Source organism: Actinosynnema sp. NPDC059335, assembly GCF_042752395.1.
In the GTDB taxonomy this organism is placed as follows: Bacteria; Actinomycetota; Actinomycetes; order Mycobacteriales; family Pseudonocardiaceae; genus Actinosynnema.
The window spans coordinates 1-25,516 of record NZ_JBHYXZ010000021.1; the positions used below are offsets into that span (position 1 = coordinate 1).

At 71.1% G+C, this 25,516-nt stretch carries 25 protein-coding genes, 4 tRNA genes and 2 pseudogenes; 18 read left to right on the forward strand and 13 right to left on the reverse strand.

Annotated features, from left to right (window positions below):
- Window positions 1-249: 249 nt before the first annotated feature.
- The 5 genes from ACFXGA_RS09455 to ACFXGA_RS09475 all read right to left on the reverse strand — a co-directional run bounded on the left by ACFXGA_RS09455 (window position 250) and on the right by ACFXGA_RS09475 (window position 6,787).
- The gene (locus ACFXGA_RS09455; protein WP_378085960.1) at window positions 250-882 is read right to left on the reverse strand and encodes a WXG100 family type VII secretion target; all 633 of its coding nucleotides are present in this window, start codon (window positions 880-882) and stop codon (window positions 250-252) included.
- Window positions 882-1,646 carry an ESX secretion-associated protein EspG gene (locus tag ACFXGA_RS09460; RefSeq protein ID WP_378085962.1) on the reverse strand — a complete coding sequence of 255 codons (765 nt, stop codon included), beginning with the start codon at window positions 1,644-1,646 and terminating at the stop codon, window positions 882-884. The genes ACFXGA_RS09455 and ACFXGA_RS09460 overlap by 1 nt, the downstream gene beginning before the upstream one ends.
- Window positions 1,643-3,304 (reverse strand): hypothetical protein, encoded by a 1,662-nt coding sequence (locus tag ACFXGA_RS09465; RefSeq protein ID WP_378085964.1) that lies wholly within the window; start codon window positions 3,302-3,304, stop codon window positions 1,643-1,645. Before ACFXGA_RS09465 ends, ACFXGA_RS09460 begins: the two co-directional genes overlap by 4 nt.
- Before the next feature lie 8 nt (window positions 3,305-3,312).
- Window positions 3,313-3,741: a hypothetical protein gene (locus ACFXGA_RS09470; RefSeq protein ID WP_378085966.1), complete on the reverse strand. Its 429-nt coding sequence runs from the start codon at window positions 3,739-3,741 to the stop codon at window positions 3,313-3,315.
- A 244-nt stretch (window positions 3,742-3,985) separates the two neighbouring features.
- Window positions 3,986-6,787 (reverse strand): BTAD domain-containing putative transcriptional regulator, encoded by a 2,802-nt coding sequence (locus ACFXGA_RS09475; RefSeq protein WP_378085968.1) that lies wholly within the window; start codon window positions 6,785-6,787, stop codon window positions 3,986-3,988.
- A 172-nt stretch (window positions 6,788-6,959) separates the two neighbouring features.
- On the opposite strand from ACFXGA_RS09475, the pseudogene ACFXGA_RS09480 reads away from it, so the two are divergent.
- Both ACFXGA_RS09480 and ACFXGA_RS09485 read left to right on the forward strand, forming a co-directional pair.
- Window positions 6,960-7,169, forward strand: a pseudogene (locus ACFXGA_RS09480) (peptidase inhibitor family I36 protein); the annotation flags it as partial.
- A 129-nt stretch (window positions 7,170-7,298) separates the two neighbouring features.
- Complete coding sequence (locus ACFXGA_RS09485; RefSeq protein ID WP_378085970.1) at window positions 7,299-8,339, forward strand: IS630 family transposase; 1,041 nt, start codon at window positions 7,299-7,301, stop codon at window positions 8,337-8,339.
- A gap of 171 nt (window positions 8,340-8,510) precedes the next feature.
- Here ACFXGA_RS09485 and ACFXGA_RS09490 read toward each other — a convergent pair whose 3' ends face one another.
- The gene (locus tag ACFXGA_RS09490) at window positions 8,511-8,879 is read right to left on the reverse strand and encodes a barstar family protein (RefSeq protein WP_378085972.1); all 369 of its coding nucleotides are present in this window, start codon (window positions 8,877-8,879) and stop codon (window positions 8,511-8,513) included.
- 123 nt (window positions 8,880-9,002) lie between these two features.
- Between ACFXGA_RS09490 and ACFXGA_RS09495 the strand changes: the two genes are divergently transcribed.
- Window positions 9,003-9,959 carry a sensor histidine kinase gene (locus tag ACFXGA_RS09495; protein ID WP_378085974.1) on the forward strand — a complete coding sequence of 319 codons (957 nt, stop codon included), beginning with the start codon at window positions 9,003-9,005 and terminating at the stop codon, window positions 9,957-9,959.
- 4 nt (window positions 9,960-9,963) lie between these two features.
- Here ACFXGA_RS09495 and ACFXGA_RS09500 read toward each other — a convergent pair whose 3' ends face one another.
- From ACFXGA_RS09500 to ACFXGA_RS09510, 3 genes are read right to left on the reverse strand one after another with little or no spacing between them, the layout of a single operon-like run.
- A complete protein-coding gene (locus tag ACFXGA_RS09500) occupies window positions 9,964-11,493 on the reverse strand; it encodes a hypothetical protein (protein WP_378085976.1) in 1,530 nt (509 codons plus the stop codon).
- Complete coding sequence (locus tag ACFXGA_RS09505; protein ID WP_378085978.1) at window positions 11,490-12,164, reverse strand: LuxR C-terminal-related transcriptional regulator; 675 nt, start codon at window positions 12,162-12,164, stop codon at window positions 11,490-11,492. Before ACFXGA_RS09505 ends, ACFXGA_RS09500 begins: the two co-directional genes overlap by 4 nt.
- Complete coding sequence (locus tag ACFXGA_RS09510) at window positions 12,155-12,694, reverse strand: histidine kinase dimerization/phosphoacceptor domain-containing protein (RefSeq protein WP_378085980.1); 540 nt, start codon at window positions 12,692-12,694, stop codon at window positions 12,155-12,157. Before ACFXGA_RS09510 ends, ACFXGA_RS09505 begins: the two co-directional genes overlap by 10 nt.
- A 119-nt stretch (window positions 12,695-12,813) precedes the next feature.
- Between ACFXGA_RS09510 and ACFXGA_RS09515 the strand changes: the two genes are divergently transcribed.
- From ACFXGA_RS09515 to ACFXGA_RS09550, 8 genes are all read left to right on the forward strand, one after another.
- Window positions 12,814-14,634: an Hsp70 family protein gene (locus tag ACFXGA_RS09515; protein ID WP_378085982.1), complete on the forward strand. Its 1,821-nt coding sequence runs from the start codon at window positions 12,814-12,816 to the stop codon at window positions 14,632-14,634.
- A 102-nt stretch (window positions 14,635-14,736) separates the two neighbouring features.
- Window positions 14,737-15,258 carry a YbaB/EbfC family nucleoid-associated protein gene (locus tag ACFXGA_RS09520; protein ID WP_378085984.1) on the forward strand — a complete coding sequence of 174 codons (522 nt, stop codon included), beginning with the start codon at window positions 14,737-14,739 and terminating at the stop codon, window positions 15,256-15,258.
- Window positions 15,255-16,067, forward strand: a complete 813-nt coding sequence (locus ACFXGA_RS09525) for a hypothetical protein (RefSeq protein ID WP_378085986.1) — start codon at window positions 15,255-15,257, stop codon at window positions 16,065-16,067. Before ACFXGA_RS09520 ends, ACFXGA_RS09525 begins: the two co-directional genes overlap by 4 nt.
- Before the next feature lie 5 nt (window positions 16,068-16,072).
- Window positions 16,073-17,623, forward strand: coding sequence for a hypothetical protein (locus tag ACFXGA_RS09530; RefSeq protein WP_378085988.1), 1,551 nt, complete (start codon window positions 16,073-16,075; stop codon window positions 17,621-17,623).
- Window positions 17,624-17,644: 21 nt separating this feature from the next.
- Complete coding sequence (locus ACFXGA_RS09535; RefSeq protein ID WP_378085990.1) at window positions 17,645-17,986, forward strand: hypothetical protein; 342 nt, start codon at window positions 17,645-17,647, stop codon at window positions 17,984-17,986.
- Entirely contained in the window at window positions 17,983-18,594 is a 612-nt protein-coding gene (locus ACFXGA_RS09540; protein ID WP_378085992.1) for a WXG100 family type VII secretion target, read from the forward strand. The genes ACFXGA_RS09535 and ACFXGA_RS09540 overlap by 4 nt, the downstream gene beginning before the upstream one ends.
- A 585-nt stretch (window positions 18,595-19,179) precedes the next feature.
- Window positions 19,180-19,368: a hypothetical protein gene (locus ACFXGA_RS09545; protein WP_378085994.1), complete on the forward strand. Its 189-nt coding sequence runs from the start codon at window positions 19,180-19,182 to the stop codon at window positions 19,366-19,368.
- 18 nt (window positions 19,369-19,386) lie between these two features.
- Window positions 19,387-19,917 (forward strand): hypothetical protein, encoded by a 531-nt coding sequence (locus ACFXGA_RS09550; protein ID WP_378085996.1) that lies wholly within the window; start codon window positions 19,387-19,389, stop codon window positions 19,915-19,917.
- Between the two features lie 336 nt (window positions 19,918-20,253).
- Here ACFXGA_RS09550 and ACFXGA_RS09555 read toward each other — a convergent pair.
- Window positions 20,254-20,445 (reverse strand): annotated as a pseudogene (locus ACFXGA_RS09555) (IS5/IS1182 family transposase); the annotation flags it as partial.
- 28 nt (window positions 20,446-20,473) lie between these two features.
- On the opposite strand from ACFXGA_RS09555, the gene ACFXGA_RS09560 reads away from it, so the two are divergent.
- The 3 genes from ACFXGA_RS09560 to xerC all read left to right on the forward strand — a co-directional run bounded on the left by ACFXGA_RS09560 (window position 20,474) and on the right by xerC (window position 23,089).
- Window positions 20,474-21,187: a site-specific integrase gene (locus tag ACFXGA_RS09560; RefSeq protein ID WP_378086087.1), complete on the forward strand. Its 714-nt coding sequence runs from the start codon at window positions 20,474-20,476 to the stop codon at window positions 21,185-21,187.
- Between the two features lie 344 nt (window positions 21,188-21,531).
- The gene (locus ACFXGA_RS09565) at window positions 21,532-21,885 is read left to right on the forward strand and encodes a helix-turn-helix domain-containing protein (RefSeq protein ID WP_378085999.1); all 354 of its coding nucleotides are present in this window, start codon (window positions 21,532-21,534) and stop codon (window positions 21,883-21,885) included.
- 94 nt (window positions 21,886-21,979) lie between these two features.
- Window positions 21,980-23,089 (forward strand): tyrosine recombinase XerC, encoded by a 1,110-nt coding sequence (xerC, locus tag ACFXGA_RS09570; RefSeq protein ID WP_378086001.1) that lies wholly within the window; start codon window positions 21,980-21,982, stop codon window positions 23,087-23,089.
- 117 nt (window positions 23,090-23,206) lie between these two features.
- Here xerC and ACFXGA_RS09575 read toward each other — a convergent pair.
- From ACFXGA_RS09575 to ACFXGA_RS09585, 3 genes are all read right to left on the reverse strand, one after another.
- Window positions 23,207-23,278 (reverse strand) — tRNA-Val (locus ACFXGA_RS09575).
- A 50-nt stretch (window positions 23,279-23,328) separates the two neighbouring features.
- A complete protein-coding gene (locus ACFXGA_RS09580) occupies window positions 23,329-23,757 on the reverse strand; it encodes a TIGR02611 family protein (RefSeq protein ID WP_378086003.1) in 429 nt (142 codons plus the stop codon).
- 84 nt (window positions 23,758-23,841) lie between these two features.
- On the reverse strand, window positions 23,842-24,279 hold the full coding sequence (locus ACFXGA_RS09585) for a hypothetical protein (protein ID WP_378086005.1): 438 nt from the start codon (window positions 24,277-24,279) through the stop codon (window positions 23,842-23,844).
- Between the two features lie 286 nt (window positions 24,280-24,565).
- Here ACFXGA_RS09585 and ACFXGA_RS09590 point away from each other — a divergent pair, with 286 nt between their 5' ends.
- From ACFXGA_RS09590 to ACFXGA_RS09605, 4 genes are all read left to right on the forward strand, one after another.
- Complete coding sequence (locus ACFXGA_RS09590; protein WP_073893954.1) at window positions 24,566-24,991, forward strand: SsgA family sporulation/cell division regulator; 426 nt, start codon at window positions 24,566-24,568, stop codon at window positions 24,989-24,991.
- Between the two features lie 145 nt (window positions 24,992-25,136).
- A tRNA-Gly gene (locus tag ACFXGA_RS09595) sits at window positions 25,137-25,209 on the forward strand.
- A gap of 58 nt (window positions 25,210-25,267) precedes the next feature.
- Window positions 25,268-25,339 (forward strand) — tRNA-Cys (locus ACFXGA_RS09600).
- A 1-nt stretch (window position 25,340) separates the two neighbouring features.
- Window positions 25,341-25,415: transfer RNA gene (locus ACFXGA_RS09605), tRNA-Val, on the forward strand.
- Window positions 25,416-25,516 lie beyond the last annotated feature (101 nt).

Consider the following 25,516-nt stretch of genomic DNA (forward strand, 5'->3'; position numbering starts at 1 on the left):
CGACGGGCTGCGCCTTCCCTGACCGCTGGTGTTGCCAGGCACCGGGTGGTCTCCTTTCGGGAAACGGGTTCAGCAGTGGTGGTGACGTCGTCGTGTCCACGTGGTCACCAGGATCAGCGTCCGGCTCGAAGCCGAGGCTCTCTGCCGACGGCGACGGGAGCACGCCGTCCACATCGGACAGTGACGGGATGCGGCGCCGGTATTCCGCGGCGACGGCCCGGCCGCTGCGTTTGCCTCCCGGGTCCGGTGTCAGGCCCAGCTGTCGACGATGGCGGCGACGTCGGCGAGCACGTGGTTCAGCGCGGCGGGGTGGCCGGAGTTGAGCACGTTGTAGTAGTCGGGCAGCCGGTTGATGACGTCGTTGACGCAGAGCCGCACCGATTCCTGGATCTCCGCCCGGCTGCTGCCCGTCATGTCCCCGGCGGCGGTGACCAGGGCCACGATCGACTCCGCCGCCCTGACCACCACGTCCAGGTAGTCCTGCTGGATGGTGGTGGCCTCCTCCCGGTACCGCGCTCCGGCGTCGCCCGTCCAGTGCGCGGTGTGCCGGCGGAGGCTGGCGTCGAAGGCGTCGCCGGCTTCCCGCGCCAGCTCGGCCACGCGCTGCCACTTCTCCACGTACCCGGTGACCGCCGCCGGATCGCCGGCGAACCACCGCTGGGCGTCGCGCAACGGCTGCAACTGGTCGAGCAGGCCGGGGATGCCGGTGTTCGACAACGCGTCCACCGGGTCCGGCGCGTCGCCGAGCGCGGCCGTGCCGCCGGGCAGCACGACGCTGTCCGGGTGTGCCCAGTCGTTGCGCCGCACCGACTCGTTGATCTCGTGGAGCTCGTCGGCCCGGCCCAGCCCCGGGCCCGATGATGTGGTGGTCAGCCCGGGCATCACGGCTCCAGCTCGTCGAGTACTCGGTCGATGCGTGCGGCGATGCGGTCGTTGTCGGAGGGTGCGAAGCTCACCCATTCCCCGTCGCGGACCCCGAGGTAGCGGCCCCTCGGGGTGTCGAACCAGGTCACGACGACCGGCGACCGCCACCTGCGGTGGGAGACCCCGAACTGGCCGCCCGCCCGGCGGTTGCCCGCCAGCTCGGCCAGCTCGGCGGCGTCCCGGGCGGACAGCCCGGACCCGATCAGCGCGACCCGCTCGGTGTCCTGGCCGGTGGACGCGAACGGATCGTCGTCCGCCGCCGTTCCCGCCGCGGTGGCGATCGCCCGGTACGGCACGGACATCGCGCGGCCCGGGCCGGCGTGGTTCGCGGGCAGCACCGCGACGATCGAGCCGGCGAGCGCGGTCGGGCGAATCCCGGCCAGCCACAGCCGGTCCTCGCCGAAGGCCGCCAGCACGCCCTGTCGCCCGTCGCCTGCCGCCAGTGCCCGCAGCGGGTGGTCGATGTGGCCCACCGCGTCGACGGACACGTCGTGCCGGGACAGCAGCCTCAGCTGGTCGGCCATCCGCTCGTTCGGGCCGCGGTCGGTCACGAGGCCGCGCTCGGCGAGGTCCCGGTGCGCCTCCTCGGCCGCCTCGGCGCGTTCCGCGGCGGTCCGGCCGACGCTGGGCACGTCCAGCGGGTACGGCTTGGGCCCGAGGTCGAGACCGTCCCAGAGGACGTCGAACTCGCGGGCCGAGAGCACGAAGTCCGGTGCGATCACGACCAGCCCCCGTGGTCCGGCTGCTCACCGGGCGCCCGGCCGCCGATCACCGCCGGCGCCACGGCGTCCGGCGCCTCGAAGAACCGCTCACCACCGAGGTACTTGGCCTTGTGCTCCCCGTCCTCGGCACCCTGGCCGCGCGCGGGGCCGCCGGCGCCCGCGACGCCGCTTCCCGCGGTCCCGGCCGGTCCGGGCAGGCCGGGACCGCCGTGCCGCGGGATCGCCGGACCCGTCCCACCCCGGCCGCTGTCGGACGGGCCGTACGCGGACGCCCGGCCGTGCGGGTCGCCGTCCACGGGCAGGTGGGTCGGAACCCGCTGCCCGCCCCGGCCGCCTTCCCCACCACCACCGGTGGGTGGCATCGCGGTACCGGTCGGCGGGACGTTGGACGTACCCCTTGAGATCCACGGCGACGTCCCGCCCGACCTGTGCCCGTCCCGGTTCGGCACCGTGCCCGGGTGCACGCCGGGATCGACCGCCCCGATGCCCGGTCCTCCCGCCGGGACCTGCGGCGGCGTCCAACCCGGCCGCTGCTGGTCCACAGTGGATGGGAAGTGGGGGGCGCCGGGGTTCGGCGCCGTGAACGCGGACGGTGCGAGCGAGCCCTGCGGCGTCGTGACACCGGACTGGTGGAGGTCGAGGTCCGGCGCCCAGGTACCCGGCACGCCGGGTGAGGGCGCGTAGGCCGGTGCCCACCCCGCCGCCGTCCCCGACGGTGGCAGGGCGTACGGCTCGGACAGCTCGCCGCCGCCACCGACCGTGAACGGCTCCGCGGTGCCGAACGACGGCGTGGCCGCAAGCGGTTCCCGACCCGCGAAGGGTTCCGTCCCGACGAGCGGTTCCCGGCCGGCGAAGGGCCCCGTGACCGTGAAGGGTTCCGTGCCCACGACCGGTTCCCGGCCCGCGATCGGCTCCGCGAACGCGATCGGCTCCCCGGCCGTGACCTCCCCGCCGGGGCCGGTCGTGCTCCTGAGGACGAAGTGCTCCGTCATGGTCCTCAACCCGACGTCCTCGCCCGTGACGTACCTCCGGAGCGTGGGGGTGCTGCCGACGACCGGGTCCGGCGGTGGGGTGAACCACGGCGACGCGGTGTCCACCACGCGCGACTGCGCCTCCATGCGGGCCATCACGACGACCGCCTGCTGGTGCGCCGAACTCGCCTGGTCGCTCTTGGCCTTCAGGTCGACGACCGCCGCCGCGAACCCCGCCATGCCGCCGACGGCGAAGCCCTCGGTGAGGGCCGCCTGCCAGTCGAAGTCGACCGGTTCCGGCATGGCCGCCCTGGCCTCGGCCATGATCTGGGCCTGGTCGCCCACCCGCTGACCGACCTCGGCCGCGGTCAGCGCGGCGCTCTCGCTCCAGTCGGCGAGCTCGCGGATCGCGGCGCGGGCCGACTCCGCCGACTCGCCCTGCCAACCCTCCTCACTGGCGAGGAGGCATTCCCTCATCAGCTGGACGGAATCGGCCATCTCCTGGCCGAGCTCCACCCACTCGTGGGCGAGCGCGCCCGCCTGCCCGGGGTCGTTGTCGACGTGCACCGACTCGTACAGCGTGCGGTGGTCGTACGCGGCCCAGTTCCAGGTCTCCGACAACGCCACGTCGAGATTGGCCCGGATCGCGGCGATCGGGCCGTCGGCGGGCACGTTCTCCTGCGCCATGCTCGTCCTCACTGCTCGTGGCCGGTCGGCTGCGCCCCGGCCAGCCGCCGGAAGTTGCCGACCTGGTCGTCTTCGGTGCGCCGGTACAGCCTCATGGCCTGGTCGACCGCGGCGTGGGCTTCCTCGAGCACCGCGAGGTACGGCGTCAGCACGCCGGTCAACGACAGGCTGCCGTCGGTGGCGCCCGCGCGGTGCTCGAACTTGGCCGCCATCGCCTGCCCGACCGGGTTCCGACCGAGCGGCGCGTGCCGGGTGATCTGCCGAGCGCGCCGCAGCCAGGCGCCCGCCCGGTCCGCCTGGTCGCGCAGCATCGACAGAATCCGGTCACCTGCCTCGGGATCGAGCGTCAACCTGCCCGCCACCACGTTGTCGCGGATCGCGGCAACCGCGGCGATCGCGTCGAACTGCCTGCCGACCTGCACCGCCTCGTCGACCATCGCCTGGACTCCCCTGTTCGCTTGCCTTGGTAGGCACAGCGTTCCGCTTCCGGGCGGGGAAGTCGCTGGGGTCATCCCTTCGCGTCGGGGGGTTGTCCCGCGTTCGCGGGTAGGGATATCCCTACGGCAGGGCGGTGGGAGCGGGCGTCAGGACCCTGAGTTGGCGGGGCGCTCTTGTCGTCGGAGGATCAGAGGAGCGGCCTCCAGCCAGGCCCCGTCGCGCTTCAGCGCTGTCGTTTCGGTCTCACGTCGCGATTCCGACAGGGTGGTCGCTGTTGGCGGGCATGAGTGTGGCGAGGTGTCGCTGGACGCGCGCCACGTCGTCGGGCCGTCCTTGGGCTCGGTAGAGGCGAAGAGCCTGTTGCCAACTGTCGCGAGCGCGGTGCGTGTCACCCAGTGCCGCGTGTGCGTGGGCGATGTTCACCAGAGTGTCGGCTTCGAGGTAGTCGTTCCCCAGCCGGCGGAACAAGATCAATGCGGCGAGGTGGTGCTTCAGAGCGTTGGCGTGATCGCCGAGGCGATGCGCGATGAGTCCCAGCGTGTCGAGCACCGCGGCTTCACCGTCGGCGTCCTGGTGTCGCCGGAACAGGCCAAGCGCCTGTGCGCAGGGCTCCAGGGCGTCATGTAGGCGACCAAGTCGGGCCTGGTACCAGCCGACCGAGTTGAGCGCCCTGGCCAACCAGACCGGGTTGGTCAGGCCGCGGTAGAACTTGAGGGCACGTCGCGCGTGTTCCAGGGCTTCACGGTCGTTTCCCCGCAGTGACGAGGCCCAGGCGAGCGCGTTCGCGGTGTGGGCGCGGTCGTGGAGGTCACCTCTGTTCTCGGCCAGGTCAAGTGCCCGGTTCAGGTGTCGCAGGGCTTCGGTGTGATGTCCGGCCTGGGCGTAGGCGCGCCCCAGGCGGCGGTGGGATCGTCCCAAGAGTTCTGTCGCTCCGAGGTGGTCCGCCGCGGCTACCCCGGCCAGCCAGGTGGTGATGTTGTCCTGGAGGTGACCGCGTCGCCAGTGGAAGTTGTCCAACGCCCACGCCAGTTGCCACACCTCGGCGTGGAGGTGCCGCTCGACGGCCAGCCGCTGCACCGCCAGCAGGTTGGCGTGTTCGGTGTCGAACCAGGCCAGCGCCGCTGCCTCGTCCTCCAGTGGCCAGGGGTCACAACCGGGCGGTGGTGGCCCCAGCTCGACGGGTCTGCGTTGCGGGGCGAGCATCCGCTCGCCGGCGTGGGCGACGTGGACGTAGTACGCGACCAGTCGACGCAGTGCCGCGTCGTGACCGGCCCCTCCGTGTTTCACCGCGTAGAGCCGCACCAAGTCATGCATCCGGAAGCGGCCCGGAACGTGTTCGTGCAGCAGGGACACCCGGGTCAGCGCACGCAGCAGACCACTGGCCTGTTCCGCGGTCGCGCCCAGCGCCCATGTCGCCGCCGCCGTGCCGATGTCCGGTCCCGGCGCGAACCCCAGTAGTCCGAACAGGTCGGCCTGCTCCCGAGTCAAGGCGGCATGGGACCAGGACAGGGCCGCTGCCACGCTGGACTGGGGATCACCCGCGTCGAGAGCCCCGAGGCGGGTGGACACATCCCGCAATTCCCGCGCCCACATCTCCAGCGGCGAGGCCGGGTGGGCCGCGGCCCGACTCGCCACGACACCCAACGCGAGGGGCAACCCCGCGCAGCGACGCACCAGCTCGCTCACCGCATCCGGCTCGGCCTCCACTCGCCGTGATCCCAGGCGGAAGGCGAGCAGGGACTGCGCGTCCTCGTCGTCGAGCGCGTTCAGGGTGAACATCCGGGAACCGCGCACCGTGGCGAGCCCGGACAGTCGATCGCGACTGGTCACCAGCACCACGCACGTCTCGGTTCCGGGTAACAGCGGGAGGACCTGCCCGGTGTCACGGGCGTTGTCCAACACGATCAGCATCCGCTTGTCGGCCACCAAGCTGCGGTACAGGCCGATCAGGGCGTCGGGATCAGCCGGGATGCCCGCGGGCGGCGCCCCGAGGGAGACGACGAAGCCGCGGACCGCGGCGACGGGGGAGAGGGGGACGCCCTCGGGGCTGAACCCTCGCAGGTCGACGAACAGCTGGCCGTCCGGGAACCGATCCAGGTTGCGGTGCGCCCAGTGCAGCGCCAACCAGGTCTTGCCGACCCCGCCTGTACCGGTGACCGCCGAGACCGCCGCGGTGGCCGACGCGCCGGGGTCGTCCAGGCGGGCCAGTTCGTCGTGGCGGCCGACGAAGGGCGCCGGCCCCGCGGGTAGCTGGCGGGGCACGACGGCAGCGCGGACTCCGTCACCGGCGGCTGTGGTGACCCAGGTGGTGTCGGCGACCAGTACCTGCTGGTGGGCCTCTTGGAGGAGGACGCCGGGTTCGATGGCCAGTTCCTCGATCAACCGTGTGCGAACCTTTTGGTAGTGCTCCAAGGCCTCGGCGGACCGACCGGCTTGGTGCAGGGCGAGCATGTACTGGGCCGCCACGCGCTCGTTCAACGGCTGCCGCGCACTCCGTTGTGACAGCTCGGTCACCAACTGCCCACCCTCACCGAGGCGCAGCCGGGCGTCGACGAGGGTCTGTTCGACGGTCAACCGCTCCTGTGCCAACCGCTCACGCTCGGCCTCGACCCACACACCGCCCAGGCCGGTCAGCGGCTCCCCGCGCCATAATCCCAGCGCGTCGGTCAGCATCCGGGCCGCGTGCTCGTCGTCGACTTCCGCGTCGGCGGCGGCGCACAGCTCGCGGAACCGGTGCAGATCCGTCGGTGGCCCGATGGTGTCGGTCAGCAGGACATAACCGCTCGAACGACGCACGATCGCCACGCCATCGGCGCCGACCAGAACCCGTCGTAGTCGGGAGATGTAATTGTGCAGCGTCCCCTGGGCGCGCCGGGCGACATCAACCCCCCAGACCCGCTCGACCAGCAGGTCCACCGACACCACACGACCGGCGTCGACAGCCAACGCGGCCAGCACGCACCGCTGCCTCGGCGTACCCAGGTCCACCGGCCGACCGTCGACCTCGACAGCCACCTCTCCCAGCAGACGCAGCACCACCGTCACCCACCCCTGCGCCGACGACCTCCCCAAGACGCCAGGTTATAGCGACTTGACCAGCGCAATGCGGAAGGCCTGCAAGAGCTTCACACGATCGGACCCACAACGTGAATCCGCGACGGCACACACCGCGATCGGGTGGGATTGATCAGACGGATGCTTCCGCGCGTGGGACCTCGAGAACGGGGAGGGCGAGCCCCGCTTCGTCGGCCAGGTGCGGGCACCGGACCTGCGCGAGTTCGAGTTGAACGACCACGTCTGGTCCGTGTGGAACCGGACCGGCGTGACCTGGTGCGCCTACCCCGACGTCAACTTCTCCGACATCGGCGGCAGCGCTGCGCCCAACCCCTGGCCCGTGGGCGCGCCGAGACCAGCTCAACACCCCTGACAACGGCCGCGCGGTGATCGCCGACCTGTACCCCACCAGGCGAACCTGCGCACCTACAACCTGACCATCGCCACCGTCCACACGTACTATTTGAGCCGAAATTGATCATCTTCCTGTAGGTTGATCACCGTGATCGAGGTCGAGGGTGCGCATCGGTTGTCGCCTGCGGAGCGTGAGGTGCTGCGGTTGCGGGTGGTGGCGGCGTTGGAGGCCGGTCGGGTCGAGGGCTATCGGCAGGCCGCGGAGGTGTTCGGGGTCTCGGAACGCTCGGTGGGCACCTGGTGGCGTGCCTACCGGCGGGACGGTCGCGACGGCCTGGCGACCCGCAAAGGACGCCCCGGCCCTGCCGAGCTGATCGGTGCGGAGGATCGGGGCACGCTGTTCGCGGCGATGGCCGACTACACCCCGGAGGAGTTGTTGATCGGCGGGCCGCTGTGGACCCGTCAGGCCGTGGTGGAGCTGATCAGGCTGGTCGTGGACGTGGACATGACCGAGCAGGGTGTGGGGTTGTGGTTGCGCCGGCACGGGTTCACCCCGCAGCGCCCGGCCCGGCGGGCCTACGAGCGGCAGCCCGCCGCGGTGCGCGTATGGCTCGACGACGAGTATCCGGCGATCGAGGCACGGGCGAAGGCCGAGGGTGCCGCGATCGCGTGGGTCGACCAGTGCGGGCTGCGCTCCGACGCCGCGCCGCCCGGCCGGTCGTGGGCGCCGCAGGGCCGCACGCCGATCGTGCGGGTGACCGGGAAACGGCTGAGGGTCAACGTCATGTCCGCCGTCGGTCCGCGTGGAGCGTTGTGGTTCACCGTGTTCACCCGGCGGTTCACCGCACCGGTGTTCACCACCTTCCTCGACCGCACCGCCCGCCAGGCCGGCCGGAAGATCCACGTCATCGCCGACCGGCACCCCGTGCACAGAAGCAAGGCCGTCCGTGCCTGGTTGAAGGACAACACCGACCGGGTCGAACTGCACCTCATGCCCGGCTACAGCCCCGAGCTCAACCCCGACGAACTACTCAACGCCGACCTCAAGCGCAACGTCAACGCCTCCCGAGCCCACAACGTCGACCGACTCGCCCACGAGACCCGACGCTTCCTACGACGCCGCCAACGCCAACCGCACATCGTCCGCGGCTACTTCCAGGCCCCGCACGTCCGCTACGCCGCCCTGTAGGCAACCGATCACTTTCGACTCAATAACCGTCATCAGCGAACCGCACCCCGCACCGGACGCCCGCGAACGCTTCCCCGACGAACTCGCGAAATTCCCCTCCGGGGCCTTCCTGAGCTTCCTGTTCTTCGTCCTCCAGGCCGACTGACCCGGGAAGATCCGACCGGCCGCCGACTAGTCGAACACGTCGAATTCGAAACGTTCGATCAGACCTGCCTGTCGATCCTGCTCGGCGGCGCGCCGCAGAACATCGACCACCTTGGAGAACTCTTCCGCGCCAAGGGCTTCGCGACTCACTCGCGCGTTGATCCACTTCAAGCGGACAGGTCGCGCCACGTCCGCACTGATGCGATCCCACAGCGCGTCGAGGTTGCGGCCGTAGTATGGCCCCAGGTCCAGGATGGTCGCGATTTCATCATGGAGATCCGCGGACGACAGAATCCTGGAGCCGTCCAGTTCGACATCCATGGCTGAGCTCATTTCCGGTTCGGAGGCGGGGCGGGACGTCAGGCTCATCCCGAGCGGACGCAGCCACGTCAGCACGGTCGCGGTCTGAACGACCCCCATGATCTTCGTTGCCGCCGGTGTCCGTCCACACCCGTCCAGACCCGGCGCGTTGAAGCAGTCCGGGTCCGTCGCGGGCCGGCGGCTGGGTAACGTCGGAACGTGCGCACCCTCGAACGGCGCGTGGCCGAGGCGATCACGGATCACCTGGCTCGCGGCGGACCCGACCCCGATCCGCGCGCGCTCGCCCGCGTGATCGGCGAGGCGGCCGGGGCGACCGGCTGCGCCCTCGTCGTCGACGGGCGCCGGCACCAGTGGGGCGACGGAGGCGGGCCGTGGCGGGAGCACGACATCGCCTGCGGTGGCGTGGTGGTGGGCGTGCTGGCCGTCACCCCGGAGTCGGTCGGCCCGCTGTCCGCCGTCGCCGCCGTGCTCGGCGCGCCCGTCGCGGCCATCCGGCTCGTCGAGGAGACCGACCGGCTGCGCCGCGAGGGCGACGCCGCGGTGCGGGCGCTGGACGACGACCGGTGGCGGGCGGCGGCCGAGATGGAGCAGGAGCGTCGCGGCCTGGAACGGGACCTGCACGACGGCGCGCAGCACCACCTGGTCTCGCTGCGCATGTCGCTGGCGCTCGCCGAACACGCGATCGGCACGGGCGCGGGACTCGAACGCGTCGCGGACCTGGAGGCACGGCTGGCCGAGACCGAACGCGTGCTGATCGACACCGCCACCGGCATCCTGCCCGACGCGCTGGTCGCCGGCGGTCTCGCGACGGCGCTGCGCACCGAGTTGGCCCGGCACGACCACGTCACGCTCGACACCGCGGGCCTGCGCCGCCGCTACCCGGCGCCGGTCGAGTCGGCGGTCTACTTCGTCGTGCTGGAAGCGGTGAACAACGCGCGCAAGCACGCCGGAGGCGCGCGGGTCGCGGTCACCGTGCGGGACGGCTACCGGGGCCTGGAGTTCGCCGTCGCCGACAACGGGCCGGGGTTCGCCGTGGCGTCGTCGAACGCGGGCCTGCCCAACCTCGCCGCGCGGGCCGCGTCGGTCGGCGGGGTCGTCGACGTGCGCTCCGCGCCCGGGGCGGGCACCGAGGTCAGCGGCGTCGTCCCGATCTGACCGTTCAGGGGGCGAGCAGGCCTTCCGCGGTGCGCACGAGCACCTCGCAGGCCACCCGGTCACGGCCGCTGGTCGCGGGGTGCTCGGCGTGCGCGCGCCAGCGGGTCACCTCGTCACCGGCCCTGGACACGACCTCGGCGGCGGTCGCGCTCGCGGGCAGGCCGAGCCTGCTGCGCGGGTCGGCGCCGTGCGCGCCGAGCAGGCGGGCCGCCGGTGAGGCGACCCCGCGCAGCAGGTCGCCGCGTTCGAGGTCGTCGAGCAGGTCCAGTTCGACGAACTCGTGCGCGTCGACGCCCACCCGTTCGACCGCCCAGCGCAACCGGTGGTCGCCGGGGAGCGCGCGGACCAGTCCGGTCATCTCCGCCACGGCCTGGCGCGCGGCGACGACCGGGTCCTGGCGCGGCGCGGCCAGGCGCTCCGCGACGGCGTCCCAGCCCGCCCGCTCCGGCAGGCCGTCGGTGGCCGCCTGCCCCTGGCGCACGAGGTCCAGCACCTGTCGGTGGACAGGGCTGTGCCCCGCCGGTTCCGCCGCGGCCACCACGACCGGCTCGACCCGTTCCGCGAGCCGCACGGCGACCACCGCGGTCCCGTCGACGACATCGCAGGTCATCCCGCCGCCGAGGACCGCGACCCGCTCGACGTCGTGGCCCAGCGCGGCGAGCAACTCCTCGACGGTCAGCGGACCGGCGGCGGTGACGCGGGCCCGCAACGCGTCGTCACGCTCGAAGGTCACCGTCACCGGGCGCGGGTCGTCCTCGCCCGCCACCGTGTTCAGCGCGGCCGCGACCGCGTGGTAGAAGCCGGACTCCACCTGCCAGCCCGCCCGCGGCCCGAGGTCGCCCGCGAAACCGACCCGGCGCGGCAGGGTCGCGGCCAGCTCCTCCAACGCCGCGCGCGGGCCCCGGTCGGGCAGCATCGCCGGGAACACGCCGCGCACCACGGCCCGGAAGTCGTCGATCAGCTCGTCGAGCTTCTCCTGGGCGGCCTGGAGCCCGGCGCCCTCCTCGTTGACCGCGCGCAGCAGCGTCCGCACCCCGGCGAGGTCGCGCAACGTCGTCGTGGTGATCGCACCGACCAGCCGGTGCCGCTCCAGGTCGCGGACCCGGGCGAGCCGCGCGCGGACGGCGTCCGACTCGGCGCGCAGGCCGCGTGCCCGCAGGTCCGCGGCGTCGCGGTCGACCCGCAGCCGGGCCAGCCGGACCGCCACGCCGAGCCAGACGGCCGTGTCGTGCAGCATCGCGCGCGCCTCGTCGTCCCACCGGGTCGGCGCGACGACGAACAGCGACCCGCCGCCGCGGACCTGCGCGACGCCGATCGCGTCGTCGACACCGGCCACGCCGGGCGGCCACGACTCGACCACGGCGCCGTCACGCCCGGCAGGCGCCGCGTAGGCGACCCGGCCGCCGACGCCGTCGGCGAGGTTGCGGACGAGCGCGGCGGTCAGCCTCTCCGGCGGCTCGGCGCCGGCCACCTCGTACGGGGCCCGGTAACCGGACTTGAGCCTGCGCAACGCCGACGCGAGCCCGCCGTTCACGACGCCGGTCCGCCGATCCGTCCTGTCCGCAGGTAGGCGAGCACCGCGAGCACGCGGCGGTGGTGCACGGTCGCGTCACCGGGCAGGCCGAGCTTGGTGAAGATCGCCGCGACGTTCTTCTCCACGGCCTTGGTCGAGATGAACAGCTCGCCCGCGATCGCGTTGTTCGCGCGGCCCTCCGCCATCAGCCGCAACACGTCCAGCTCCCGTTCGCTCAGCGCGCCGATCGCGGTGTCGGCGTGCCGGGCGCCGCCCTGCACCAGGCGCCTGGCCAGGACCGGCTCGATGACGATCTCCCCCTCGGTGATCCGGCTCAGCGTGTCGCCGAGGACCTGCACCCCCGCGATGTGTTCCTTGAGCCGGTAGCCGATCCGCTCCGAGCCGATCTCCAGCACCCGCATCAGGTAGTGCGTCTCGGCGTAGTGCGACAGCAGGAGCAGGCCGATCTCCGGGCGCAGCGCGCGCACGCGTTCGGCGGTGACCAGCCCGCCCTCCGGGCCGGGCGGCATCCGGATGTCCAGGATCGCCACGTCGACCGGATCGGTGGCGACGGCGGCGACCAGCGCGTCGCCGTCGACGTAACAACCCGCGACCTCGTGCCCGGCCGCCTCCAGCAGCAGCACCAGGCCTTCCCGGAACAGCGCGCCGTCCTCCGCGATCGCTACCCGCACCGCAGCACCGCCCGGTGCTCGCGTCGCGCCGAACCGCCCGGTTGCCGGTCGACGATGCTCACCCTGACGATCCGCCGTCCCCGTACGCGCACCCGCACCACGCTACCGGGACGCAGCGTGGCGAAGTAGTCGGCGACGAGCAGGCCGGCGCGCGACCGGGCCTCCGCGCCGAGCTCGTCGCGCGGCAGGTCGAGCCGCAACCGCAGCCCCTGGCGTTCCGCGACGGCCAGCAGACCGGGCCCGAGCCCGGCGGAGGCCAGCACGGGCGGGTAGATCTCCGACCCGACCCGGCGCAATTGGTCCAGGATGCGCCGGACCCGCCGCTGCGCGACCGCGAGCTCGTCCCGCACCCGCGGGTCGTCCACGACGGCCGAGAGCAGGCCCAGCTCCAGCGCCAGCGCGGAGATCCCGGACACCGCGCCGTCGTGCAAGGTCCGCTCGATGGCGTGGCGCAGCCGCGCGGCGGCACGGTCGGGTGGCCGGAGCGTCCCCGGCAGGAGGGCGCCGGACCGGCGAAACCAACGGACCACGCGGTGCACCCGACCAGGCTCGTCGCACCGGGATGGTGTCGGCAAGGGTGCCGCCCCTCCTCCTCGATAGGGTTATCCCCACTACCACGGGGGGATACGGGGGTGTCACGTTGTACGCGGTGGGCATCGACCTCGGCACCACGTTCACGTCGGCCGCGGTCGGGGACGCGACGGGGACGCGGGTCGTGCGGTTGTCGCCGGAGGTGGTCGTTCCGTCGCTGGTCTACAGCGCGCCGGACGGCACGTTGCTGACCGGCACGGCCGCCCGGGACGCCCCCGACGATCCCCGCCGACTGGGTCGCGGGTTCAAGCGCAGGCTCGGCGACCCGACGCCGTTGCTGCTCGGCGGTCGCGCCTACCCGCCGACCGCGCTGATGGCCGCGCAACTGCGGGCCGTGCTCGACCAGGTGACCGACGAGATGGGCGGACCGCCCGCGTCGGTCGTGCTGACCTACCCGGCGATCTGGGGCCCCTACCGACGGGAGCAGTTCGCCGAGGTGCCACGGCTGGCCGATGTCGCGGACTTCCAGCTGATCACCGAGCCGGAGGCGGCGGCCACGCACTACAGCCGCGAACGCGCGCTCGGCGACGGCGAGGTCGTCGCCGTGTACGACCTCGGCGGCGGCACCCTCGACACCACCGTGCTGCGGATGCGGTCGGGCGGCATGGACATCCTGGGCACGCCGGAGGGCATGGAACACCTCGGCGGCATGGACTTCGACGACGCCCTGTTCGCCCACCTCGACGAACGGCTCGACGGCGCGATCACCCGGCTCGACCCGAACGACCCCGCGGAGTCCTCAGCGCTGGCCCGGATACGCGCGCTGTGCGTGAACACCAAGATCGAACTGTCCACCGAGCCGCACGTGACGCTGACCGTGCCGCTGCCGTCCCGACCACGCGAGCTGACCGTCACCCGACCGGAGTTCGAGGCGGTGATCCGGCCGTCCCTGGAGCTGACCGTCGACGCCCTGAGGCGCACGGTCGCGTCGGCCGGGTTACGCGGCGACGAGCTCACCGCGGTGCTACTCGCGGGCGGCTCGTCACGAGTTCCGCTGGTGGCACGGCTGGTGTCCGAGGCGCTGGAGAAGCCGGTGCGGGCGGCCCACCACCCGAAGTTCACCGTGGCGCTCGGCGCGGCGACGGTGGCGGAACGCGCCCTGGACGCCCCTCGGTCGATCCTCGCCGACTTCGTGGACGAACCCGTGCCGCCGTCCATCGAGCGGGGACCCCGCACGCGCAGGCGGGGACGGTGGCTCGTGCAGGGGGCCGCCGTGGTGCTCGGAGCGATCGCCGCCGTCGGCTTCTCGCTGGTCGTCCTGAACAAGACGACCATCACCTTGCAGGAAGGCCCACTCCCCACGGAGTCGGAAACGACGTCCGTGACCACCGCGCAAAGCCACCCGACGACCGGGAAGGAAGCCCGGGCCGAGCCGCCACCCAAGGAGATCAAGCTCCGGAACGAGGAGACCAACATGTGCGTGGGCGTCCGCGGCGCGGACGCGGGCAGGCGGCCGAACAACATCCTCAGGCAGTCGACGTGCGACGAGAGCCCGGACGCCAACCAGAAGTGGTTCCTCACCGTCCCCCACGCCAAGGCGGGCCCGTACGGCGCGGACCTGGTGATGTTCTCCCACATCAAGGACGCGGACGACGACGACTGGTACTGCTTCGACCTCCCCGATTTCAGCGGCAAACCCGCCGGGACCAAGGTCGCGGTCTCCCCGTGCAACGGGACGTTCGACGACAACCAGCACTGGTGGCTCGACCGGGACACCACGAGCGGCACCGTCCGCATCCGCCACAACGCCAGCGGCGGCCGTTGCCTGGCGTTGAAGCGCGACGAGTCCTGGCCGGACGGCGCGCCGTTGGTGATCGCGGAGTGCGACGACAAGAGCGCCCGCTGGTTCATGGTGGAGACCTTTTCCTCGGGGCCGTGACCGCGGCCGTAGGGATATCCCTACCCCGGAACGCGGGACAACCTCCCGACATCGAGGGTTGGCCCCAGCGACTTCGCCGTCCGGGATCGGGACGCTGTGCCCATGACGACATCGAACAGCAGCCCACCGATCGGTTCGGCGGAGTGGTTGGAGGACCTCCGCAGCCGCAGTGAGCAACTCCAGGAGAGCATCGCCAACTCGGTGGTCACGACCAGCTCGCGGGACGGGGCGGTCACCGTCACGATCGGCCCGAACGGCGCCCTGCACGACCTCGGCCTCGGCCACCGCGCCGCCGACCACACCCCCACCCAGCTCACCGCGCTGATCATGGGCACGGTCCGCAAGGCGCAGCGCCAGGCGGCGGCCCGGGTCTCCGAGGCGTTCGGACCGTTCGGCAGCCCGGACCTGACCGAGCAGACCCGGAAGTTCCTCGCCTACCTGCCGCCGGAGGACGAGCCGGACAGCGCGGCGACCGACGGGCGCGACGACATGTTCGTCCCGGAGGGACTGGTCGAGCAGGAGGTCCACCGCCCCGCGCCCGCGCCGCTGCCGATGCCGCCCGCCAGAGACCGGGTCCGCCGCCCGGCCGACGACGACACCGACGACGAGATGAAGCCGTGGTGAGCACCGGAGGGGCCGAGGGCCAGCTCGCCGTCGAGATCGAGCACCGGATCACGTACCTGGTCAACGAGGCCAAGCAGGAGGGCGTGCCGATCATCGGCCACGTCCTGGAGGGCATGGACAACGTCGGCGACGGCGGCGGCGCGGCCCCCGACCCGTTCACCCAGTTGTTCTCGGCCGGCTTCGGTTGGATGATCGACTCGGTCGGTTTCCTCCGCGACGCCCTCGACGAGTTGGACGGCGACGCGGCCGCCACCCAGACCGCGGTGGACTCGATGAAGCACGTCGCCGAGAACCTCACCTTCGCGGCCCGCTCCCACCGGGACGACATCTCGTCCCTGGCCGACTGGGAGGGCGAGGCCGGAGAGGCGTACCGCGCCAGCATGAAGCAGCTCCACGAGGAGCTCGTCAGCCTCGGGCGGGTCGTGGACGGGTTGGGCACGTTGACCGCCGTGTCCATCTCCATGGTGATCACGCTGAGGAAGATCGTCCGCGACTTGGTCGCCACCGCGCTGGGCAGCATCGTCATCATCATGTTCGCCGCGGTCGCGGCGGCGGTCTGGACGTTCGGCGCCTCGATCGCGATCGGCGTGGCCGCGTCCATCGCCGCCGCCTCGATCACCGCGGTCGAATCCGCGCGGCGCATCACCATGCTGACCGACGCGCTCGGCAGGCAGGCGGAGCGGATGGGTGTCCTGGAGGACATCGCCGGTGAGATCGCCGAAGCGCTCACCCGGTTCGAGAAGGCCGCCGGGATCACCCCGACCGAGCCGCAGAAGGAATCCGACCCGATCCTGGGGGCCACCGCATGACGGGCATGGGCGCTGGGTTCAGCGTGACGGCCGACGAGATCAACGACTTCGGCAACCGGCTGGTCGGGACGTCCGAAGTGGTGAAGACGTCGGCGAGCTCCGTCGGCGTGATCGAGATCGCGCCGGACATGTTCGGCCCGGCCGCGCGCAAGCAGGGGTTCACCGAGGCGATGGCGCAGACCACGCAACGGATCACCGAGCTGCTGTCGCGTTCCGCGGCGGCCGTCGACAACGCCGCCGTGGGCACCAAGAACACCGCGGCGGAGTACGCCGCGGTGGAGGACCAGAACGCCATGGCGTTCGGCGGCATCGACGGCGCCGGCATGGCGCCTCCGCTGCCCGGCGGTGACCCGTACGCGGGGTATCCGATGGCGGGCGGTGGCGGGACGGGGTCACCGGTCCCCGGCATCGAGGGGTTGCCGGGGGACCCGATGGCGGCCGGCGGTGTGACGTCGCCGATCCCCGGCACCGGGGGCTCGTACCCCGGGGACCCGATGGTGACCGGTGGCGGCATGGGGTCACCGATCCCCGAGGGCTTGCCCGGGATGGACGACCTCGCCGATCCGGCCACGAGCGGCTACGGGCTGCCGGGAGCGACCGACCCGTCCTCCATGACCCCCTCGGCGTCGCCGCTGATCGGTGGCACGGACCCGGCTTCGGCGCCTCCGGCGTCGTTCGTCCCACCGTCGGTGCCGTCTCCGGAGTCGTTCGTCCCGCCGTCGGTGCCGCCCCCGACTTCGTTCACTCCCACGACGTCGCCGTCGTCGGCCGGCGGCACGGGACCGGCGTCCGCGGCGCCGGGGTCGTTCGTCCCCCCGTCGATGCCGCCTCTGCCGTCGATGCCGTCGACGGCCGGCGGGACGTCCGCGGCCTCGTTCGTGCCCCCATCGCTGCCGTCGATGCCCACGATGCCCTCGATGCCGTCGACGGCCGGTGGTGAAAGGCACGCTCCGGCGACGTTCGTCCCCCCGCCGCTGCCGCCGGTGACCGGTGGCACGAAGCCCGCTTCCGCGTCGCCGTCGTCGTTCGTGCCGCGGAACCTGCTGCCGACGCCACCGCAGATGCCCGAAGCCCCCGGCGGCGATGGCGTCCGCAAATGGCTCGCCCCCACCCCGGCCACGAACTTCGCGAAGATCGACACGCCGTTGCAGAAGTTGGCATCGCCCGGTCCGACCGTCGGCGCCGTCGGCGGTCCGACCGTCGGCGCCGTCGGCGGTTCATCGTCGGGCGCCGGCGGCGGGCTGTCGGCGGGTAGTCACCCCACCGCCGGTTCCCCACCGCTGGGCACGTCCACCCACAGCGGTGTGCTCCCACCGACCACCCCACGACCCACGCCCCCGATGCCCGGCGGCGGCCTGCCGATCGGTGCGGTCGGCGGCTCCTCGGGCGCACCCGCGGGCGGCGCGCCCATGGGCGCCGGTTCGAACGCCGGTGGCGACAAGGAGCGCAAGACGGCCTCGTACATCAAGGGCGACGACCTGTTCACCGTGCACGGCGTCAACCCGCCGCCCCCGGTGATCGGTGACACGCAGCCGACACCCCCACCCGCCGACTAGCACCGCGAGGACGACTTCACCGTGACTACTCCCGGACCGGGGCACCTACCCGGTTTCGACGTCGACATCAGCGCGTTGGCCACGCACCAGCAACACCTCGGCGCGGTCCTGGACCAGTTGTCGGACGCGTTGCGGGCCGCGTCCGACACCCACCTGCCCGAGGAGGCGTTCGGGCCGTTCGGCGCCCCGCTCGCGGCGGCGATCAAGCCGACGGCCGACGAGGCGCAACGCGCGTTCGAGCGGGCCGTTGAGTCGATGGGCACCCACCAGGACGAGATGCTGCGCACCGTTCGCGACTACGACGACGTCGAAAACGCGAACAAGGGCATGTTTCTCATCCGCGGCGAACCGGAGTCGGAATGACCGAGCCGGTGGGCCTGCGCCGCGCCGACGAACTCCACCGGATCAACGAGTCGGTGCGGCGGAACGACTGGGTCGGCCCGGACACCGTCGTGGTGCCCGGCGGCACCTCCGCGCTCGGTCCCGCCCCCGACCCGGTGGACGTCCTGTCGAACACCGGCATCCCCGGCCTGCTCGACCAGTTGCAGCCGATGCGCGAGGCGCAGCGGTGGTTCGCCGGCGACCCGGGCGCGGTCACCGCGTACGTGGAGAAGTGGCAGCGCGTGGCCGATCTCGCCCGGGAAGCCGGCGACGGCTTCGACACCAGCGTTCGGCGGAACACCACCGACTGGGCGGGCGAAGCCGGGACCCTGTACCGGGAGAACGCCGCCACCCACCAGGACGACCTCGACACGCTGGTCGAGGCGGCGGAGGCGATCGTCGCCCTGGTGACCGCAGCCGGTGACCTGGCCGGGAGCAGCCGGGCGCACATCCAGGAATCGGTGACGCAGTGCGTCGACGACATCGTCAACCGACTGCCGGACTACTACAACGTCCTGAATTCCGGCCACCCGGTCGCGCTGAACCACGTACTGGCCGACGCCGCCGCCATCGTCGCCGGCTGGGCCTGATCCCGGAAGGAAGACCACCCGATGCCCAGCCGCAGCCGCAGCAACAGCCCGAACAGACGACGTCCTCCACGACGACCCGCCCAACCCCCGCCCCGGATCATCGCCCCCCGGTACGGCTCCCCGCTCCGCGGGGTCTCGGAGGTCGCCCGGGACACGGTGGACAACGGCCGTCGTCTGGCCGACACCAGCCAATCGATGCAACCATCCATCCGGGGGCAGGCGAATCCCGGCCGAGGCTCCTACGCGAACGTGGCCGGCGGCCGCGCGAAGCCCGCACCGGCCTCGATCTCCGTGATCATGCCCTCCGGCAGGGGCACGACCGGCGGCCGCAGACCCACGACAGCGAGCGACCTCCCCCGACTCGGACCACCCACCTCCGGCGCGACCCCGGCCGTCGCCCGCACGCCCCTCCCACCGACCTCGCGGCCGCCGGCTTCCGGCAGGGGTTCCTACGCGAGCGTGGCCAGCAGCGGCCAACTCCCCCCACCACTCCCGCCCCCCAGGCAAAGAGTGCCACCCCTTGCCCCACCTCCTCCACGGATTCCGGCACCGCCCCGGTACGTGGGCGGCGAGACCGTCCACAGCGTGGAGCGACTCGCCGAGCGTTCCTCCGACGCCCAAGCGCGATACGACGCGATCGCCGACCCGGTCAGCAGGGTATGGCAGCCGAAGCACAACAGTTGGCTGTACACCGGGCGCAACGGGGTGAGTGTGGCCGTCAACAAGGACGGCACGTTCAGGACCATTTTCCATCCGCGCGACTTCGACAAGTGATGACAGGAGGAACTTCCAGTGGACAGCCCGGACGAAGTCGAGCGGATGATCACCGAATGGCGCGCGGGCGTCGCCGAGCAGGCCGAGCGGTTCGACGCGGCACGCCGCGCGATCGACGAGGTGTCGGTGACCGAGACCGCGGCCGGCGGCGCCATCGTGCTCACCGTGGCGTCCTCCGGCATCCCCACCGACCTCCGGCTCGGTGACGGCGTCGACCGGATGAAACCCGACCAGGTCGCCGCCCAGATCATGGCCTGCCTGCGACGGGCCCAGACGCGCCTCGCCGACCGCGTCGGCTCGGTCGTCGTCGACACCATCGGCGACGCGGCCGGCGGCCAGGCCATCGCCGAGGAGTACCGCCACCGCTTCCCGCCCCTACCCGGCGAGGACGACCACCGTCCACCGTTGGTGGAGAACGCCGACTTCGGACTGTCCGACCTGGCCCCCGACCCGACACCACCCGCCACCGTTCCAGCAGCCGCACCCGTCAGGGCAACACGCCGCACACCGGCGGACGACGACGAGGACTGGGACGCACCGTTGTGGTGACCACCCGACCGCCCGGGCTCGACGCGACCAGCGCGAGCCCGGTCGCGCGTTTCAGAGGACGGTAATCGTGGCGTCGACCTGACGCACCTGACGGCCCGTCCCGTCGTGGCGACGGCTCCGGCAAGGCAGCGGCCGAGCGCGACGCGACGACCAACCTCGACGGGCCCTGGATCACTCGCCTACATTCGAAACTCGATAAAGTAGTCGAGATCGCCGGGACGCAACCGACCCCCGAGGAGACCCGTCAACCGTTCGAGACTTGCACCGACCACCGGAAAAGAGTCTCCATGCAGATTCGAATGGTCACCGACTAGCGACCTGACCACTGAACCTTTTTCATCCTGCGGCGACTTCGTAGTTCTGTAGGACGTGGATGGCCTTGGCCAGTCGCCCGGTGCGGTAGGGGCAGCAGCGGAGTTTGCGCAGGACGCGCCAGGTCTTGAGTTGGGCGTTGGCGCGTTCGCCCGGTCCGCGCAGGCGGGCATGGGCTCGGTTGGCCTCCTTCTGCGACTCGGGCTTGTTCCTGCCCTACTCGATCCTCAACCGGTCGGTGCGCATGGCCCAGGCCCGGGACAAGGTCAAGCGCAACGTGGTGCCGCTGTGCGAGGTACCGACCGGGCAGGCTGGCCGTCCGTCGAAAGCGCTCACGCTCGACCAGGTGGCCGCGGTGCTCGACGCGTCGGAAAACACGCCGATGTACGCATACATCGTGTTGTCACTGCTGATCGGCGCGCGCACCGAGGAACTACGCGCGTTGACGTGGGAACACGTCGACCTTGAGGGCAAGCCGGATACCGATCCGATCGTCCTGCCGTCCATCTCGGTGTGGCGGTCGGTGCGCCAGGATGGCGACACCAAGACCCGCAAGTCACGGCGCACGCTGGCCATGCCGACGCGGTGCGTGGACGCGCTCAAGGCACACCGCGTCCACCAGGACGCCCGGCGCGAACTGGCAGGCAAGCGCTGGCAGGAACACGGACTGGTGTTCGCCTCACAGGTCGGGACCGAACTGGACTCCCACAACGTCCGACGCGCGTTCCGGCGCGTGGTCAAGGCCGCTGGACTCAACCCCAAGGACTGGACACCTCGCGAGATGCGGCACAGCTTCGTGTCGGTGCTGTCCGCTTCCGGCGTCCGGATCGAGGACATCGCCCGACTGGTCGGACACAGCGGCACCGCGGTCACCGAAGCGGTCTACCGACACCAGATCGTGCCCGTGATGGTCGAGGCAGCGACCGCGATGGACCGCATCTTCCCCAAGGCGAGCTGACACCCGCCGGTCGGCAGGCATGATCGTCTCCCCATAGTCACCCAGTTAGTCACTCACCGCCGTGTGAGACGACCACAAGATCAAGAAGAAGATCGAATCTCTGAACTGAAAGAGCCCGCTGACCAGGCGTTTTACCTGAATCAGCGGGCTCTTTTGGCCGTCGGGACGACAGGATTTGAACCTGCGACCCCTTGACCCCCAGTAGTGGGGTCGAGCCTCGGTCGGGATCGGTCAAGTGAGTGATTCGACTGCCAGCATGTCCCCTCGGGGGTGGTTTCGCGGAGTTCGGGAGTGTTCAAGGGCGCGGCATCGGAGTCCGTGTCCGTTGACCGCGGAGGCTGCTCGTGGACTACCCCTATGGTGATCGACTGTTCGCCACTGCTGTTCCGGAAGCCGGTAACGGACCCGCGTCGGCGGCACCGAAGCCGGAGACCGCGCCCGACGGCGATTGCGTCACCACGCCGGCGAGGTTGTTGCACACACCCGCCCAGGCCGCCCGCATGTTGGCGGTGCCCGAGTCGTGGCTGCGTCGGATGGCCGGACGCCGGGAGATCGCGTGCACGTTGGTGGGCAAGCATCTCCGGTTCTCCGACGCGGACCTGCACTCGATCATCCAGCGTGGATCCCGACCCGCCCGCCGGGACGACACCTGCGGACGGGAAACACTCGGCCGGCATCCCCGACACCGGAGGCCGTGAACACAGTTCGGTTGCACTCCAACGGATATGGAGCGTCACTGTCGTCCGCCGTCATCCACAACCGACGGACATCCCTACCGAGAAGGAGATTGCCATGGCGTGGGCGGAGAAACGCGGCGACGGGTATCGGGTGCGGTACCGGTTGCCGGACGGGTCGTTGTTCACCGAGAACGGGTTCGACACGCGCGAGGAAGCCGAGAACCGGGCCAGGGACGTGGAGTCCGATCAGCGACGGGGACGGTTCGTCGATCCCAGGCTGGCGCAGACCCGGTTCGGCGACTGGGTGCGCGAGTGGGTCCAGGCCCACGACGTCAGCGCGGTCACCTGGGCCACCTACGACTCGCACCTGCGCAACCACATCCTGCCCCGCTTCGCCGACACCGAGCTGGGCGACCTGTCGCGGATGGTGGTCAAGATCTGGGCCAAGCAACTACGGCGGTCGTTGGGCGAGCGCAGCGTCACCGACGTGGTCAACCTGCTGTCACGGATCCTCGGCGAAGCGGTCGACGAAGGCCTGATCGGCGCCAACCCCTGCCGCAAACTCCGCCTCGCCACCGGCGACCAACCCGAACGGCCCCACGCCACCGCCGCCCAGATCGCCGGCCTGGCCGCCCGTGTGTCCGCCGACAACGCCGCCCTGATCGTCACCGCCGCCTACACCGGCCTGCGCTGGGGTGAACTGACCGGCCTGCAATGGGCACGGGTCGACACGGCCAACCGGGAGATCCGCGTCGACGGCAAAGACGGCGCCCTGCACGAGGTCGGCGGCAAACTCACCCTCGGACCGCCCAAGACCCCCGCCAGCGTCCGCACCGTGCACCTACCCGAGTTCCTGGCCGACCTGCTCGACGAGCACCACGACCGCCACCCCCACGCCCGGTTCGTGTTCACCGGAACCGACGGCGGCTTCCACCGACGCTCCAACTTCCGCCGCCGCGTCTGGCTACCCGCCCTGCGCGGCGACACCGGCCGACCGCGGATCAACACCGAGATGCACTTCCACGACCTGCGCCACACCCACAAGACCTGGCTCATCGAGGACGGCGTCCCCGAAGTCCTCCAGCACAAGCGCATCGGCCACAAGTTCCACGGCGTCATGGGCGTCTACTCCCACGTCACCCAACCCATGATCGACACCATGCTCGCCGCACTCCAACACCGCTGGGAGCAAACGCGGGAGCAGACGGGGAGCACGAACCCATGACCACCTTCGCAAATACGGTTGTGGTCAAGATCGTTTGCTCCCCAGATGCTCCCCGAAACGATCAATGACCCGCAGACAGCGATCGTCTGCAGGCCATTGACCAGGTAAAACACACTGTGGGCGATACTGGGATCGAACCAGTGACCTCTTCGGTGTGAACGAAGCGCTCTCCCGCTGAGCTAAACGCCCTTATTCGGTTCTCACTCCCCGCTCTCGCGGTGTGGCCATAGCTTACAACATCATCCCCGCGAACCAAAAATCGGGCTCTGCAACCAGGTCCAGTCGAGCCCGAACCAGCCGCCGACCAGCGCGAACGCGCCGAGCAGCCAGCACGTCACCACCACGACGAGACCCGTGGCCGCCAGCACCAGCCCCTTCACCAACAGGTTCTGCCGCTTCAGCCACGCCACCCACGCGTCGTAGTAGCGCTTGGCGAACCGGAGCACCCGGCCCGCCCACTCGAACTCGGTGGCCAGGATCGCCAGCCCGGCGAAGACGACCAGCCAGCCCGGACCCGGGTACGGGATCATCAGCACGCCCGCGACCAGCACCAAGCCGCCGACCACGCCGACACCGATGCGATAGGTCAGGTTCAGCGCGGGGTTGCGGCGGAACCGGTGGCGGTACCCCTTCCCCTTGGCGGTGTCTTCGCGCTGCTCTGTGCCCATGCCCACATCATCGCTCATCCGCCGCGCGCACCGCAGCGACCTGGCCGGACAGCGGTGCGGTCGACTGATTCACGGACGAAGTGATCAACCGACCGCCCAATGTGGCAAACGCCACACGTTCTCCGTTGTCCGGTGCTCGACGGCTTGCTTGCCGCAGGCACGCCAACGCACGTTTCCGCGCAGTTCGCGGCTGCCGCGCCTTTCACACGTCACCGCACAGGTGACCGCAGGTGTGACGTTGCGCTCGGACACCTCGCCAGACCGGGGGACGTTGCGTCTACCCTGGCTGTTCTCCCGACAGACCGCGTGCGGTCGCGCGCCACTGGCGATGGCCACGTGCCGGAGGTCGTGGGCGGCGAGGTTGCGCCGGAGGGCCAGGAGCGCCCCCTGGACGACCAGTCCGGCCAACTCCGGGTCGACGCGGATCCGCCGGGTGAGCGAGAACGAAGGCTTCGCGTACCGGTCGTGGGGTTCGCCGAAGGGCAAGCGGTCACGGATCGTGACGCGGACGACGAGCTGCACGTCCGGGGGATACCGGGTGTCGCGGTGGCGCGAGTCGGTGGGCCAGAGGGGCACTCGCGTCCAACATTCGCGCAACAGCCGGTACCGGGTTAGGAGTGAACCCAGCAAGATGGGAGCAGCCGGGAGCCAGTGGACACGGAACGCATCGAGGTGGTCGCCCAGTGGAGTTATATAGCCCCGAACGGGTGATAAACCTCGTGAACACGAGCGTTCCTCGCCACATATACGTCACATGTAGAGACCTCGGTCGTTCCATTGGCCGGGAAGGGAGAAGAGGGTAACGACGATGCGCAACGACCACGTGACACTCCGCTCAACAGCGGTCTTCGACCTGCTGGCGCCGCGGACCCCGGCCGTCCCGGTGCAGGTGGAGCTTCGTTATGACACGAAAGACCCGTACGCGGTAGTCGCCGCGTTCCGGACCGGCCGCGCCGGGTGGGTGGAGTGGGTCTTCGCCCGCGACCTGCTCGCCGACGGCCTGATCGCCGACGCGGGCGACGGCGACGTCCGGATCCGCCCGGCCGCCGACGACCCCGAGGTCGTCGTGATCGAACTCAGCTCCCCGTCGGGCCACGCCATGTTCGAGGCGTCGGCTCAGGAACTGGCCGACTTCCTCGACCGCACGTACGACGTCGTGGTGCCCGGGAACGAGCACCTGTGGGTCGACGTCGACGAGGCCCTGACCCACCTGATCTCCAACGATCTGACGTAAAAGCGCAGGTAGCGGGCCTGTGAGGGCGTCAGGGGACCCCCGATTTGATCCCGCTGCGGTGCATGTAATAAAGTTCCTCTCGCACCGGGGAAGACCGGAACGACAAGCCCCAAAAGGGAAACGTTCCGAGAAATCCACGGAGCATGCGGATGTAGCGCAGTTGGTAGCGCATCACCTTGCCAAGGTGAGGGTCGCGAGTTCGAGTCTCGTCATCCGCTCGGCAGAGGGCCCCTTGGGCTCAGGCCTGACTCCTGGGTGCTAGCCTTCAGGAGTCACGGCGGAGTGGCCGAGTGGCTTAGGCAAGGGCCTGCAAAGCCCTGTACACGGGTTCGATTCCCGTCTCCGCCTCGGACGATTAGCTCAGCGGGAGAGCACTACCTTGACACGGTAGGGGTCACTGGTTCAATCCCAGTATCGTCCACCAGAGAAGTGCAGCTCAGAGGCGCGCGGTGGGGGGGGGGAGCGGCTGCGGGTATCGGGGTGTTGTTGTATCGCTAGGTCTGTGGGATACCGCCGAGCGGGGGC